This is a genomic window from Veillonella parvula (assembly GCF_048309325.1).
Taxonomy (GTDB): Bacteria; Bacillota; Negativicutes; order Veillonellales; family Veillonellaceae; genus Veillonella; species Veillonella parvula_T.
The window spans coordinates 352,489-368,279 of sequence record NZ_DBFBTX010000004.1; the positions used below are offsets into that span (position 1 = coordinate 352,489).

Sequence of the window (15,791 nt, forward strand, 5' to 3'; positions counted from 1 at the left end):
ATCATATCTATCATTTACTATATAGATTGTGTAAAATTAAAGTTCATAATATAATATTCATATATCCATGTTATAGTACCCATTATGATTTATCGTTACGTTTTATACACAATGGAGGTTACCATGAAATTAAAACAACTGATTTTGTCCGGTATAGCCGTTGGAGCGCTAGCTTTCACAAGCGGAATGGTACAGCCTGCACAGGCAGCAGTCGGTATGGATACGCCTGCACCGACGCAAAGTTTAAAGAGACCTGCATCAGTAACGACACAGCATTATATCAATGTAGATGGCATATTATTAGAGCCCATAGATAATAAACCAAATGTTATCTATGTTGACGGTCAGCCACTCGTAGCGTTACGTCAAGTATCAGAAGCATTAGGTTATAAAGTATCTTGGGATGCCCCTACAAAAACGGCATTAATCGATATGAACATTGCTACCTTAGCGGTACAACCAGACTCTAAACAAGTCGTGCGCAAAGGTAAACTGCAGATCATCAACCTTGATACATCCGAATCTTTACTCCCTGCAGCACATATGGTAGACGGAATTCTATATGTAAGTCCGAACGCATTCAAACTCTTGTTAAATGATGTAACCATCAATAAAGACGAAATATATATCGTTCCACAACAAAGTCAATTGGCCACTGATTCAAACACGCAAAAAGGCAAACGAAACGGTATCGAAACATTTTTACCGGATCAAGGAGATAAAGTAATTCCATACGAAGAAAAGGAAACCAAAGAAAAGAAACCTCTTATTACGGTAAAACGAACTAACACCAAAACAGATACCAAAGACACAGAAAATACCGAATATGTACGCTCTTACGGACTAAACAGATAATAAAATCTTTCATATAGCTACATACAATTTAGCACCTTATAACTTAAAGAAGGCAACTCATCACCATGATGGATTGCCTTCTTTTTGATTTTTGCTAGCTTATTATTTCCGTTACTTTATATTGTTACTTTATTATTACTTCTTACACTTTACGTCTCAATACAGTTTATTGCTTACTGTTTTTTGACAGATTATCTAAGCTATCTTTTACCGTATCCATACTCCGCTTCAGATCCTTCATGGATTCTTTCATATCCGGCGCTATAAGCCCAGATTTGTCGATGCCTTTTGCAGAGTCAGAGGCACGCCTACTATTTTCCCTGGCTTGTTTCATATCGTCTTTAATGCGAGTCATATTTTCATCAATTTCATCAAATGACTCATCATACAAAATGAAATTACTGCCTCCGTGAGAAGTAATATTAAGCGGCCCCATCGTGAGCTGTCCATCATCGATACGCAGAGCATCCGTAGTGATAGTGGTGATTTTAGTATGTACGTTCACATCGCTAAAGGATAAATGTCGCCCTTTATTGTGAAAGTTTCCCGTAATGCTTTGAATCGGAATCAGCATATAGTGCCCTTCACCAGACCAGAAGTTCCCCCATACCTCCATGTCTCGAGGTTGGCCTTCACTTTTAAAGTTCAAATTTGCCGATACGGGCACGAGAAACTCAGGAGCCTTGAGGGCTACACTACTGTCTAAATCCTTTGCTACACCAGTAATCGTATAGGCTCGAGTGTCCAAATTATATACACCCTTAGCCTCCAATTTACCGCTGTATACATTGGCACTAACGTTTTCAAAATTCAAAATACCATCTTGGTACGTCACATCTCCTACTACATTCTCAAAAGTAAGTGCAGGAATGCGTAAAATAGGCATCGTCACACGTCCTTTAGCAAAAGGACGGTTAAAATCACCTGTTACCTTTGTAAGCAAGGTCATGGCATCATGAATATTTTCACCAAAGCCTAGTGATGATGGATCCACCCCTTTCACATCAAATTGTAGATCCAGTTGAGGCATGCGATGCTTTAAAACATCCTTTAAATCTACACGACCTTTTAATACGAGACCATCCCCTATGGCGGTACCACCAAATTTGCCCGTCTCCATATCGATACGAATCGCTCGCTTACTATCAAGATCAATTTTTGAGTTTACATTCTTTATCACATAATGGCGATTTCTATTAAAAACCTCTAACTGACTATTTCTAAGTGTAATCTTAAGATCTAAATGTTGACCTTGCCAATTAAAGTTACGTACTTTCTTACCTAGTTCCTCTTGCCGTTCTTGTGTGGTCTTTCTAGGTGCTTTCGGACGGGGTTCTATCTCGTTAATTGGTTTATGTACATCTGGAGATATGGGCGCGAAATCCAATCGATTATTATCGTCCAAGTCAATGACTATAACCGCATCATCTAATTCAATGCCCTTGATAGCGGAGGACTTAAAGTTGCGTGTCACCACATCCCACATATTGACGCGAACTTTCCCACTTGGTGCATTGAGCAACTCATGCCCTTCTGGGTCCTTCCAAACAAGGCCTGTAAAAGTCAAAGTTCCCCACGGTGTAGCAGATAAACTTTCAACAGTAACCGTACCGCGCATCATCGTTTGTCGAGCCATAACCTCATTAAAAATAACGCCCATTCCACGACTAGCAATGGTTGCTAGTACAAAGACTATAATCGCTCCAATGGCAAGAAAGGCAGCAATGCCTTTTAGGCCTTTCTTATACAATTGTTTATATTTTGTCCAACAAGAACGTATATAATGTTTCATAGCCCTATTATAACATGTTCAAATAACAATACCCATGTGGTATTGCCTGTATCAATCATATTGACCATAAGAAACTCTTTTCCATACAAAAAGCGCCTTGCTCACAGAAAACTCTGCATGCAAGGCACCGTTACCTAACTATTTTATAAAAAAGACAGCAAATTTATAGATTAAAAGTGCACCCACAAATGTGAGTGCACTTTATATATTGCAATAATCAATCTTATGCTTTTACTTCTTTACCGTATTTTACAAGGCTTTCAGCTTCGATTTCAGCTTGAGTCCGATAGTCTTGAGGAATGCTAGACAAGCGAATCCAACTACGTACAGCTTCTACCAATACGATAAGGATCATGAAGAACATAGCAGCACTAAATGCTACTAAAATCCATTTACCAGCAGGAATATAGCTGTAGAATACATTTTCATAGTCTGCAGCGATAGCCACGATAGCCATTAAGATACAAGGAATACCTGTAACCCAAGCATAGCGTTTGCGGCCAAGTCTCATAATAACTGTAGTACCTACGGCCAATGTCATGGTACCTAATAATTGGTTAGATACGCCGAATAGAGGCCAGATAATACCGATATTACCTTGTAGAACTAGGTAGCCCCACAAGATACAAATTAAAGCAGCACAACCATACACACCAGGAGCCCAGTGTTGGTCGTTGAATTTAGGATGGAAATGACCTAATAATTCTTGAAGTAAGTAACGACCTACACGAGTACCAGCATCGATTAATGTCATGATGAACAATGCTTCGAACATGATACAGAAATGATACCAGTAACCCATCAAGTGATCCATGTTAGGCAATCTGGAGAAGATATGAGCCATACCTACTGCAAGGGATACGGCGCCACCAGGACGGTGCATCAAGTCTTCACCAACCATTGCAGACAATGCTGGCAATTCATGGACTTTAAGGCCTAAAGCTTTGAAAGACTCAACTGTGGAGTTAATCGCAAAGTAATCATCTGGATGCAATGCAGTGGCAGCAATCAACGCCATCATAGCGATGAAGCCTTCTGTTAACATCGCACCATAACCGATAGGTAAAATTTCTTTTTCATTAGTAAGCATTTTAGGTGTTGTACCTGTAGCAATAACAGTATGGAAGCCAGATAACGCACCACATGCGATAGTAATGAAGATGTAAGGGAATACGGAACCTTTCAATACAGGTCCGCCGCCCCAGATGTAAGGAGTTACAGCTGGCATTTGAATTTCAGGCATTACAATGATAATACCAAGCGCCAATGCGCCGATTGTACCGATTTTAAGGTATGTGGACAAATAGTCACGAGGAGCAAGTAACAACCATACTGGCAATGCAGCTGCAAAGAAACCATACACAGCAAGCATAATTTCAATAGTTTGCAAGTCGTATGTAAACCAAGATGCATATTCGCTAGCCGCTACATTTGGACCGTAGATGATAGCTGCGAAGATTAAGGCTACCCCAATAATAGTCGCCTCTTGGATTTTACCAGGACGCAACCATTTCAAATAAATACCAATAAAAATAGCGATTGGAATGGTAGCAAATACGGAGAAGAATCCCCAAGGAGAGTTATGCAATGCATTAGCTACTACTACAGCCATACCAGCAAGGGTAATGATCAATAGGAATAAGGTAGCGAGCATAGCACCAAAACCAGCAAGTTTACTGATTTCTTCGCGAGCAATATCCGCAATCGATTTACCATCATAACGAACGGAAGCAAACAAGATAACCATATCATGTACAGCACCGGCTAATACGGAACCAATTAGGATCCATAATGCCCCAGGTAAATACCCAAACTGTGCTGCGATAACAGGACCTACAAGTGGACCTGCACCAGCAATTGCTGCAAAGTGATGACCAAAGGTTACCCATTTGTTGGTTGGCACGTAATCGTGACCATCATTGTGAACCATAGCTGGCGTTGGACGATATTGATCCAATGTCAGTACCTTAGCCGCTATAAAAGCCCCATAAAAGCGGTACGCTAAAATTAGAATACACGCGGAGGCAATAACTAAGTAAATACCATTCATAACCATATAAACACCTCCAATAATCACGTGACATGGAGTATATGAATATTACTGATAAAACTTATGTATCGTATCCATGCCACAATGGCTTCCTAAAATGTTAGTACTTACAACATTATTGTATAACTAATCAACAAGGTGTCAATTATTAATTTCTCATTTTGAAAGTTAAGTATAACTATAAAGCATAATAACGGCATTCTCTACCTATGAGATGCCGTTATTATCCTAGATATATTGGTTACTGAATGACTTATTCCTATCTGTAATGAAAGATAGCTATATCCCTATTCTCCTGCTGCTCTATAAGTTTTTGTAATAGTCCCAAATGTACGCAACAAATTTAGACCTACGACACCGCTTTTTTCAGGATGGAATTGCATTCCATATACTCTACCTCGTTCTACAATGCCAGGTACATCGATACCATAATTTGCAGTAGATATGATATATTCAGGATCTGTATCCACATAATAGGAATGGACGAAATATGTATATTGATCATCTACATTGCTAAAAGCACTATGAGGCTGGTGTACTACATTTTTATTCCAACCCATATGAGGCACGCTAAAGCCAAGGTTGCGAGGAATTTCTTTTACCTTACCGGGAATAAGGCCTAAACCGGGCGTTGGGCCGTATTCTTCAGATTCTTCAAATAAAAGTTGCATCCCTAAACAAATACCTAATAAAGGTATATCCCGTTTTACTACTTCATAGATAACATCGACTAAACCACGCTCTTTTAGAACTGCCATCGCTGGCGCATATGCGCCTACACCTGGCAAAAGAACACCATCAGCATTTAATATAGTCGCCGAATCTGCCGTTAGCACTGTCTCAAGGCCAATGTAAGCTAAGGCTTTCTGGACATTGAAGGTATTCCCTGCATCATAATCTATAACGGCAATCATAATAAACTCCATTCTATAGGGTAAAACACGATAAGATTAAACAAAACGTATTACGAATTGTATGTTATTCTATACAAATCAATTCATGAAGTCTCTTAATATCTTACGCATAACATCCCCATCTTGAGGCATGGGAATCGTAAGACGCAACCATCCTTCTCGTTGACCTCGGCGCACTTGGTAACCTGATTTGAGCCAAGCATCTGCAAGACCTTCCGCATCAGGCGCTGCAAAGAAAATAAAATTGGCCTCACTCTTATAGTAGTGAATACCTAGCTCGTCAAAGAGGCTTTCCCATTTTGCCCGTTCCTTTGCATTTTGAGAGACCGTTCTCGCCACGAATTCTTGATCACCGAAAGCGGCTTCTGCAGCCACTTGAGATAAGGTATTCAAATTATACGGCAAGCGAATGGTTTGCATATAATTTGCCAATTCTATAGGTGTCATCATGTAACCTACACGGTAATTGGCAAGGCCATAGGCTTTCGAGAAGGTACGCATGATAGCCACATTAGGGAACTCATCCAAGAGCGCACGTGCCGTAGGAACTGCTACAGAGGTAACAAAATCGATATACGCCTCGTCTATGATGACCAAGGTTTCCTTTGGTATAGCTGCTACAAATTTGCGGATATCTTCAACAGACTCATAGGTACCCGTTGGATTATTAGGATTACAAATCCACACGAGGCGTGTCGTTTCATCTACAGCTTTCACGAGAGCAGAAAAATCATACTGTCCTGTTTCAAAATCAGCTGGCACCTCACGGATCTCAGCACCTTCCACGAGGCCATTCAAGGCATATTCCGAGAAGGCTGGCACGCTTACTACGATGGAGTCACCAGCGGTAATCAATGTTTTATTGACCATGGCGATGACTTCATCGAGACCTACTCCGATGATGAGTTGCTCAGGTTGTACCTGCCAGTAGTCAGCGAGTTTCATACGCAAATCGGAGGCGTTGCCATCTGGATAGTAGTTAGCATTATTATGAGTTACATAGCTAAGAATAGCCTCCCGTACCAATGGCGATGTACCGTAGGGATTTTCATTCGCCGACAAGCGCACCAATCGCTCTACACCAAGGCGCTCTTTCACCGCTTCAGCCGGTTCCTCAGGTATATAAGGTTTCAATGTGCGAATTATCTCTTTCATAGGCTATCCTTTCTATCTATTCCTTAACGCATATAACTCATATAACACTTAAAAAACACATATAAACTCCACCAGAGCTCATATGTCTGAGCTCATAATAGGATATACATTATAAATTTGTAATTTCTGGGCGATCCGTAGTCTTGCTAACAACCCCTTCACGGCTCGCAAGCTCTGCTTCAATGGCTTCGTATGGAATATTTTTCTCCGCTAATAACACGAGCAAGTGATATAACACGTCTGCTGTTTCGTAAATCAGCTCCTGTGGATCTTCATTTTTTGCGGCGATTACTACCTCTGTAGCCTCTTCACCAACTTTTTTCAAGATTTTATCGAGCCCATTGTCGAATAAATAATTCGTATAAGAACCTTCCTTTGGCTGTACCTTGCGATTTTTAATAATTTCGTATAATTCGTTCAGTGTTTGCTGTGCCATGTTTAACTCCGTTCTACTTCATTAAAGAAACAGCTTGTGCGCCCTGTGTGACAGGCAGGACCTTCAGGCTTAACTTGAATGAGCAAAGTATCGCCATCACAATCTAGGGCCATGCTCACCACGTGCTGCACATTACCGCTAGTGCCACCCTTATGCCATAACTCTTCACGAGACCGAGACCAAAACCACGTTTCCCTTGTTTCCAGTGTTTTGTGAAAGCTTTCTTCGTTCATCCACGCCACCATGAGGACGTCCTTAGTCTCTGCATCCTGCACAACCGTCGGCAACAAGCCATTTCCTTTTTCAAAATCCGGTTTCATATTCTATCCTTTATTAAAAGTAATCAATAATCTGTTATCCTATATTAGCTTGTATCTATTTCTATTCTGTTTATCTATAAACAAGCTATTTAACTAACTCTGAACATATAGACTAGTAAAGAACTTGCGAGAGATAATAATTTTTTTTAATCTGTTTTAGCGTACCGTAATTCCGTGAGCTCGTAGTTCTTGTTTGAGTTCAGGAATTTTAACTTCTCCGAAGTGGAATATAGATGCCGCCAGTGCACCGGTAACGCTAGTTTGCTTAAAGAGATCTACAAAATCCTCAACCTTACCTGCCCCTCCAGATGCAATGATAGGTACATTTACGACTGATTCTAGAGCCTTATATAATTCAATATCAAAGCCGGATTTTGTACCATCTTTACCCATGCTTGTCACTAACAACTCTCCTGCTCCACGATCTACGGCCTCTTTAGCCCAGTCGAGAGCTTTCCACTCTGTACGCTTGCGACCACCATGAGTGTAAGCATACCATTCACCAGTTTCTTCATCGGTTTTCACGTCGATGGCTACCACCATGCATTGATTGCCAAACTTTTGAGCCCCTTCTGTAATGAGCTCAGGGTTAGCGAGAGCCGCGGAGTTCAAAGATACCTTGTCCGCACCAGCTTTCAACAAAGCCGTCATATCTTTAATACTCTTGATACCACCCCCCACGGTGAGTGGCATAAATACTTGTGTGGAGATTTCTTGAACCACATCGCGCATAGTGGTCCGCGCATCAACGGTGGCCGTAATATCTAAGAATACCAGCTCATCTGCTTGTTGTTGCTCATAGGAGGCCGCAATGTCTACGGGACTGCCTACGTCTACGAGATTTACAAAGTTAACCCCTTTTTTTACCCGCCCATCATCTACATCTAGGCAGGGAATAATCCGTTTCGCTAACATAAAGCTCCTTTCCATCAAGTGTTACTCAATATAATTCAGCTGTTACGCCCAATACATTTTAACTGCTATACTCAACATATTTTATTGACTATACATAATACATTTATTGAGTACGTACAATATATTTATTGATTATGCACAATATTCCATCGGTTGCGGTCAATAATTAATTTGAGAACATCACAATCATTTCTATTATTTCTGCTGATTGTACTCGGCAATTTCCTCTAGCGTAATCGTGCCCTCGTACAGAGCCTTACCAACAATACTATCCATAACGCCTTTTTGTTCTAGCGATTTAATATCCTCTAGATTACGAACGCCCCCAGAAGCAACGATGCGTGCTATAGGGAATTCTTTTTGCAAATTCCCAAGTAACTCTTCATTGGCGCCCTGCATCGTACCGTCTCTGTCTACATCGGTAACGATGAAATACTTTGCCCCACCTTCAACCATGGCACCAATTAAATCAGGCATCGGCACGTCCGATTGGTCGAGCCAACCTTCAGCGGCGACCTTGCCATTTTTTCCATCTACACCGATAACGATGCGCTCCGCACCGTATTCAGCGATAACCTGCTTTGTAAGTTCCGGATTTTTAAGCGCTACAGAGCCTAAGATAACGCGGTCTACGCCCAAGCTTAAATAGAGGTCAACGGCCTCTTTATCTCGAATGCCACCTCCAATTTCAAGGATGCCTGTGAAAGCTGCACGCACTGCTTTTACAATGTCTATATTTACAGGCTTGCCCGCCTTGGCGCCATCTAAATCGACAAGGTGCAAGGCTCCAACCTTAGCTGCTTCATATTGTTTCGCTTGATTTACTGGATCAGGATTGATGACCGTTTCCTGTGTGAAATCACCTTTATAGAGGCGAACACTGCGCCCATCTTGTAAATCTATAGCTGGAAAAATCATAGGTTCTCCTTTATTAAATGATTGTATTAAATAACGCCCTTTGTAGAATTTACGCCTTGAATATCTGGGTTAATAGTAACTGCTTTGCGCAATGCACGGCCCGTAGCCTTAAACATGCTTTCAATAATGTGGTGTGTATTGCGACCATATAAATTGCGCACATGTAAGTTCATAGCAGCGCTCATCGCAAGAGCTTGGAAGAAATCCTCCACCAACTCTGTTTCAAAGTTGCCACCTAGAATCGGCGTACTCCATTCCCCTTGGAAAACGAGGTATGGACGACCACTTAAATCGATTACAACTTGCGTCAATGCTTCATCCATAGGAACCCACGCATCGCCGTAGCGCTCGATACCAGCCTTGTCGCCAAGGGCTTTCACTAAGGCCTGACCTAATGCAAGTCCAACGTCCTCAACCGTATGATGAGCATCCACATATGTATCGCCCTTTGCCTGTACCACAAGTCCAAAACGGCCGTGTTTCGCCAATAGCGTCAACATATGGTCAAAAAAGCCAATTCCGGTGGATATGGAGCTCGTTTGTGCCCCATCAAGGGTAATTTCTACTGTAATATCTGTTTCTTGAGTGGTGCGTTGCACCGTACCTGTGCGTATCATAGCGACCTCTATACTTCAAATTTATTTTTATAATCTATATTTCTAATCTATATTTTCACTGTATATTTTAAATACACATATAAATATAGATGCCAAATCTATTTTCTAATATTTTTTATAAGCTATTTTTCAAATCGTACTTCTATGGCACGAGCATGCGCTTCGAGACCTTCCGTACGAGCCAATGTAGTAATGTGTTTTGCCACTTCTTCTAGACGTTCTTTCGTAAATTGTGTGAAAGATGTACGTTTCACAAAGTCATATACGCCCAGCGGAGACGAAAAGCGTGCTGTACCACTTGTAGGCAATACGTGGTTTGTACCGCCTACGTAGTCACCCAATGGCTCAGACGCATAGGCACCGAGGAATACGGAGCCTGCATTTTGAACGAGACTCATATAGTTCATTGGATCTGGCAATTGGATTTCCAAGTGTTCTGGAGCCACTTCATTCATCACCGTGAACATGTCTTCAATGCTGTCCATAATGGCAATATAACTGTTGTTTTCAATAGCTGGACGAGCGATGCTTTCACGAGGTAACAATTTAAGTTGACGTTCTACCTCATCGGATACGGCATTTGCTAAGCTTTCACTGGTAGTCACCATAATAGCGCGCGCACGAGGGTCATGTTCTGCTTGGGATAAGAGATCTGCTGCGAGATGCACTGGATTTGCGCTGTCATCGGCGATAACACCAATTTCACTTGGGCCCGCAATCATGTCGATATCGACTTGGCCAAATACTTGACGTTTCGCCGTTGCCACGTAAATATTGCCAGGACCTACGATTTTATCTACCTTTGGAATCGTTTCCGTACCATAAGCGAGGGCTGCCACACCTTGGGCACCACCCACTTGATATACCGCATCAACGCCGGCAAGCTTTGCAGCACCTAATACGGCAGGATTAATGCCATCCTTTTGAGGGGGCGTAACCATAACGATTTCTTTTACCCCTGCGATTTTTGCAGGCAAAGCAGTCATGATAATGGTGGAAGGATACGCAGCTGTACCTCCAGGAACGTAGAGACCAACGCGAGCCAAGGGAATGACCTTTTGACCGCGGATGATGCCTGGTGTGTCCATGTCCACAAAACCTTGCTCGATTTCACGGCTGTGGAATTCTGTAATGTTTGCCTTTGCCTTTAATAATGCGGCTTTCAAATCATCAGATAGAGACTCATAAGCTGCATCGATTTCCTCTTGAGACACCCTAAAGTTTTCGATGGAAACACCGTCAAATTTTTCAGAATACGCTTTGAGCGCCGCATCACCGTTAGTGCGGACATCAGCAATGATATCGTACACGCGGCGTTCAATCTCCATATCTGTAGTTTGCTGTGTGTAATCCCGTACGATGGCAAGCATCGCCTCTAATGATTCCTTATATATTTTCATCTGTCGTCCTTCTTCCTACTTTAACTATCCGTATTGCTAGTTAAATATATGATTCACTCTACATCTTATTTATTAATTGCTTCTGAAAGCTGATCTATGAGCTTAAAAATGGTGTTTCGCTTTTGTTTTAATGCTAATGGATTTGCTACTAAGCGTGTAGATATGGGCTGTAGCCAATCGAAGATTTCTAGATTGTTTTCACGCAAAGTGGTACCCGTTTCCGTAATATCTACGATAGCATCTGCTAGTCCTACAAGTGGAGCCAGCTCAACAGAGCCTTCAATCTTGATGATTTCCACATCTTGAGCTCCAAAGTACTGTTTTGTAATGGTTGGATATTTCGTACCAATTCGTTGGCGGCGACCTTCTTTAGGATTATAGCCCGCTAAGGACGCCAAGATGAATTGGCATTTACCCGTTTGTAAATCTAGCATTTCATATCTCGTATCGTCTTGTTCATCGAGCACATCGCTACCAACGATACCAAGATCAACAACACCATTTTTCAAATACGTCGTTACATCTGGCCCCTTTGCAAGGATGACCTCCATAGAATCACCTAAAGAGATAATGAGCTTGCGCGCCTTATTATGTAATGGATTGCAATCAATGCCACATGCTTCTAGGAGTGGAATAAAATCCTTTTCTACTCGCCCCTTCGTAAGAGCGATACGCAATGTATCGTTATCTTGAGCTTTACTTTCACCCTGCAAGGTAACATCAGTCAAGACATCGATATTGAAAGCCATCCCTACTGCCGGCATCGGCGTACCATCAAAGCTAGATAGCAAGCCATCATAGCGACCGCCACTGACGATGTATTGAGACACGCCGTCCACATAGCCTCTAAACGTAAGGCCTGTGTAATAGGATTGAAGCGGTTCCGTAGATACATCGATGCGAACCTGTTGCCCCGTTGCTTCCACTTGGTTTGCCATATCTACAAGATTATCTAAAATGCGCTGCGCCGCTGCAGGCAAGATAATTTGATTAAGCTCATCCTTTATATCTTGAACCGTACCAAACAAGCGAGGCCATACAGTTAAGAAAGGATATAGCGCACTATTTTTAAAGTCAGAAATCAACTCGTTATATCGTGGCAAATATTTAGTAAATAAAGCCTCTAAGAGCTCTGCTTTTTCATCATCACTGAGTCCAAGAGCATCGGTAATAGCACGAGAAAAACGAGCATCCCCAATTTCGAGCAATAAACTATTGCCCAATTGAGCTTCATTCACCTCTTTAATAATCTTGAAGCACTCTTGCTCAGCCTCAAGCCCTTTATAGCCCACCATTTCAATGCCACCTTGCGTCACTTGGTTAACATCGCCACGATGCTTTTTATTTTTCATAAATACATCGCCCAAGTAGTAGAACGTGCGAGGCAATTCAATATTTGTAGTCGCTAAGAAACGACCGATAGGCATGGTCAAATCAGGACGAATTACGACGGACACTTCAGAACTATCCATGAATTCGTACATATGTTGACCGCGCCCCATTGCATAGCCATTGAATACATCTTTGTACTCTACGAGAGGCGTAGAGATCTTTGTGTATTGACGATTTCGACAAAGACCGAGCACATATTGACTCACATCATCCTTACGCTCTGCTACGATCCCTATATCATCGCGGAAACCAGTAGGTAATTGCTGCTGTACCATCGTAAACATCCTTTCCATCAATTGATTCATATCATTTCTCGTGTTTTTGAAAACTATATACCTATATTAACCTTTTAAGTTATATGACGATTTAAGTCATCTAGCTATTCAGTTTACTATGAGAAAAAATTTACCTATATCGATACTTTTCTATTTTATCGCTTTAATTTATTAAAGTATGAAATCATAATATAACGGTTCTATAGAATTGTCAATAGAACCGTTAATATTTCATGTATTTACTATAATAATGATTTTATGCTAGCCCCAAACGTTTTCTATATCTGCCACGCTATGTGCATCAGATCCCAATACAAATGGCACACCAATGATAGCCGCCATGCCTTGGATGAAGCGACTTGGGTACATTTCACGGCAGTCAGGTTTGAAGAAGCCGCTCATGTTGTAGTCTAGCTCGCGACCTTGGACGCGCATGATATGCAAAATATCACTCACCACCTGCGCATTGCGACGATCTAAATGACGTTCAAAGCCAAAGTGATGTTGGTATTTCTTGATTAAATCAAAGTGACCTATGCGTTTAGGTGTATATTCACCGAGGTCAGCACGCACGGCTTGGCGCACGGTGGAGTAATATTTGTAATATAACTCATATTGTTTTTCGATCCACGGGCCAAAGCCTTTTTCAAATTCTTCAGCACTGTAGTCTAAGCAGTAAAAGGCATTATTAACGCCTTCCATAAAGTGAACGGATAAAATATTATCATCCGTCAACGGACCATAGCGATCCAAGAACTCTTGAATGTCTGATTCAAAGCCTGGAATATAATCGACTTCAAAACCGAGAGAAATATCGATATGTGTGCCATAAGCACGTTGTAATTGACGACCCAACTCTAAATAAGTATCAACTTCATTTAATTTCAAAGACGCTGTGTCATAGGCCTTTTTATCGCCACCGTATTCTGCAGCAAAAGCTGTTGGCAATGGTGCATGTTCTGTAAGGCATACCTTTTCGATACGCAACTCGATGGCCTTTTCTATCATCATCGCAGTTCGGTCCCCACTACCATGTGGACACAATTCCGTATGCACATGACCGTCCACGAGACGGCTGCGATACTTACTATATCCAACGAACTGCCGTTCATCTTTCATGTTCATTCAATCACCCCTATTCGCCCTAACCCCTGGCGAACCCTTATCTATAATCTATACATCATTGGTATAACGTATTAATTTATATATTTTACTATACTAATTATTATACCAATAATGCGTATGTTTCGGTATCCTGATATTTACCATGTTTGAATCCAACTTGAGGCGTTAGACCACAATAGGTAAAGCCAAAACGCTCGTGCAACTTGGTGCTACCTTCATTGCCAGCCGTAATAACGGACACCACATTGTGCAATAACGGATCATTTTTTGCTATTTCTAAAATATGAGCCATCAGTTGTGTAGCGATCCCCCTACCGCGATAATCTTGATGGATATAGATAGATAATTCGACGGTACTTTTATAGGCCTCTTTAGGTCGATATGGTGAAAGCGATGCATAGCCTGCTACAATCCCATCAATGGTACCTACCACAATAGGATGGTGCTCATCGCTATGAGACTCATACCACTCCTGCCACTCTGACAACTTACGAGGTTCAAGATCAAGCGTGGCTACGCCGTTCATAACCTCATAATTATAAATATCTAAACAAGAGGCTATATCATTCCTTGTAATTGGTCGTATTACTAATTCACTCATAAGTATTCCTCAAAACTGTAGGTATCCTAAAAAAATTTATTTCTATTTAACATAATATATAAAAATAGCCCACATACGCAAGAAAAAGGACGAACTATTCGTATGACATACTATTTCACTTTTATCCATCTTTGAGGTAAAAATTACATATTTTACATCTATATCCCCAATACAACAAAACTGAGTGGTAAAAACAACATTTTTTACCACTCAGCATATACGTTTTGAAGCATATATAAGTAAAAAGCTCTTATTTTACTTATATACTTTTATCATATTTTTTATTATAACTATTAAAGCTAGTACATTTCTATAGGAGCAAAAACATACTCTTACTTGATTTATAAGAAAATTACACAATAACAAATAAAAGTATTGTAATAGCAATTAAAGCACTAATAACAGTATAATCGATTCTTTTCAATCCTACGGATGCAGCAAAGCTGTGTGTAGGGCCACCAAAACCACGTAGTTCCAAGGATAACGCCATTGTTTCGGAACGGCCCAAGGATTTTAATAGCAATGGTTGAATAACAGATGCATAGGATTTGATACGCTTAATGAAGTTGCCTTCTAGAGATAAGCCACGGCAAGCTTGCGCCTCTTGTACAGCATGGCTTTCAGCAATAAAGTCAGGCACGAAGCGGAGCGCAGCAGTGAACATAAATGCATATTCATAAGGAATTTTGCATTGTGTTACGAGCGCGGCCGTAAGGTCTTGTAATTTTGTAGTTGCCAACAAGCCTATAAAGACAAGTGTCATAGCCAACATTCGTAAGCCAGATACGATGGCAGAGATTACATCGCCGCTGCCAAGGAATTGGATGAGGCCAAGGAATACAGCGAAGCTAGTTAATGCCAACACGGCTTTGCGTTGTTTGAACAACAACCCTGCCATAAATAGTACACCGAGCTCTACTACGACTAATGCCAATAGCGCTGCCCAGTCACGCAACATGATGGCCCACACGGATACGGCGAGGGTCATCAAGATTTTTGTTAACGGTACTAAACGTTCCATATGTC

At 41.3% G+C, this 15,791-nt stretch carries 15 protein-coding genes; 1 reads left to right on the top strand and 14 read right to left on the bottom strand.

From position 1 onward, the window contains the following. Positions 1-123: 123 nt before the first annotated feature. Positions 124-855, top strand: coding sequence for a stalk domain-containing protein (locus tag ACMKPP_RS04210; RefSeq protein ID WP_418369316.1), 732 nt, complete (start codon positions 124-126; stop codon positions 853-855). A gap of 166 nt (positions 856-1,021) precedes the next feature. On the opposite strand, the gene ACMKPP_RS04215 is transcribed toward ACMKPP_RS04210, so the two are convergent. From ACMKPP_RS04215 to ACMKPP_RS04280, 14 genes are all read right to left on the bottom strand, one after another. Continuing rightward, positions 1,022-2,647: an AsmA family protein gene (locus ACMKPP_RS04215; RefSeq protein WP_418369317.1), complete on the bottom strand. Its 1,626-nt coding sequence runs from the start codon at positions 2,645-2,647 to the stop codon at positions 1,022-1,024. 223 nt (positions 2,648-2,870) lie between these two features. Continuing rightward, positions 2,871-4,703: a carbon starvation CstA family protein gene (locus tag ACMKPP_RS04220; protein WP_418369318.1), complete on the bottom strand. Its 1,833-nt coding sequence runs from the start codon at positions 4,701-4,703 to the stop codon at positions 2,871-2,873. Positions 4,704-4,984: 281 nt separating this feature from the next. Next, entirely contained in the window at positions 4,985-5,611 is a 627-nt protein-coding gene (hisH, locus tag ACMKPP_RS04225; protein ID WP_316063623.1) for an imidazole glycerol phosphate synthase subunit HisH, read from the bottom strand. A gap of 78 nt (positions 5,612-5,689) precedes the next feature. After that, positions 5,690-6,766 (bottom strand): histidinol-phosphate transaminase, encoded by a 1,077-nt coding sequence (gene hisC, locus ACMKPP_RS04230; protein WP_316597015.1) that lies wholly within the window; start codon positions 6,764-6,766, stop codon positions 5,690-5,692. A 109-nt stretch (positions 6,767-6,875) separates the two neighbouring features. Next, a complete protein-coding gene (hisE, locus tag ACMKPP_RS04235; RefSeq protein WP_278467145.1) occupies positions 6,876-7,202 on the bottom strand; it encodes a phosphoribosyl-ATP diphosphatase in 327 nt (108 codons plus the stop codon). A gap of 2 nt (positions 7,203-7,204) precedes the next feature. After that, on the bottom strand, positions 7,205-7,522 hold the full coding sequence (gene hisI, locus ACMKPP_RS04240) for a phosphoribosyl-AMP cyclohydrolase (protein WP_004694201.1): 318 nt from the start codon (positions 7,520-7,522) through the stop codon (positions 7,205-7,207). A 156-nt stretch (positions 7,523-7,678) separates the two neighbouring features. Beyond that, positions 7,679-8,437 (bottom strand): imidazole glycerol phosphate synthase subunit HisF, encoded by a 759-nt coding sequence (hisF, locus tag ACMKPP_RS04245; RefSeq protein WP_418369319.1) that lies wholly within the window; start codon positions 8,435-8,437, stop codon positions 7,679-7,681. Between the two features lie 195 nt (positions 8,438-8,632). Next, positions 8,633-9,355 carry a 1-(5-phosphoribosyl)-5-[(5-phosphoribosylamino)methylideneamino]imidazole-4-carboxamide isomerase gene (gene hisA, locus ACMKPP_RS04250; RefSeq protein WP_418369320.1) on the bottom strand — a complete coding sequence of 241 codons (723 nt, stop codon included), beginning with the start codon at positions 9,353-9,355 and terminating at the stop codon, positions 8,633-8,635. 26 nt (positions 9,356-9,381) lie between these two features. Continuing rightward, positions 9,382-9,972, bottom strand: coding sequence for an imidazoleglycerol-phosphate dehydratase HisB (hisB, locus tag ACMKPP_RS04255; protein ID WP_004697683.1), 591 nt, complete (start codon positions 9,970-9,972; stop codon positions 9,382-9,384). 122 nt (positions 9,973-10,094) lie between these two features. After that, positions 10,095-11,372: a histidinol dehydrogenase gene (gene hisD / locus ACMKPP_RS04260; protein WP_418369321.1), complete on the bottom strand. Its 1,278-nt coding sequence runs from the start codon at positions 11,370-11,372 to the stop codon at positions 10,095-10,097. A gap of 65 nt (positions 11,373-11,437) precedes the next feature. After that, complete coding sequence (gene hisG / locus ACMKPP_RS04265) at positions 11,438-13,039, bottom strand: ATP phosphoribosyltransferase (protein ID WP_418369351.1); 1,602 nt, start codon at positions 13,037-13,039, stop codon at positions 11,438-11,440. 261 nt (positions 13,040-13,300) lie between these two features. Beyond that, positions 13,301-14,164 (bottom strand): histidinol-phosphatase HisJ, encoded by an 864-nt coding sequence (gene hisJ / locus ACMKPP_RS04270; RefSeq protein ID WP_038125744.1) that lies wholly within the window; start codon positions 14,162-14,164, stop codon positions 13,301-13,303. 100 nt (positions 14,165-14,264) lie between these two features. Then, the gene (locus tag ACMKPP_RS04275) at positions 14,265-14,765 is read right to left on the bottom strand and encodes a GNAT family N-acetyltransferase (protein ID WP_195394543.1); all 501 of its coding nucleotides are present in this window, start codon (positions 14,763-14,765) and stop codon (positions 14,265-14,267) included. A 352-nt stretch (positions 14,766-15,117) separates the two neighbouring features. Continuing rightward, on the bottom strand, positions 15,118-15,786 hold the full coding sequence (locus ACMKPP_RS04280; protein ID WP_221741533.1) for an energy-coupling factor transporter transmembrane component T family protein: 669 nt from the start codon (positions 15,784-15,786) through the stop codon (positions 15,118-15,120). Positions 15,787-15,791 lie beyond the last annotated feature (5 nt).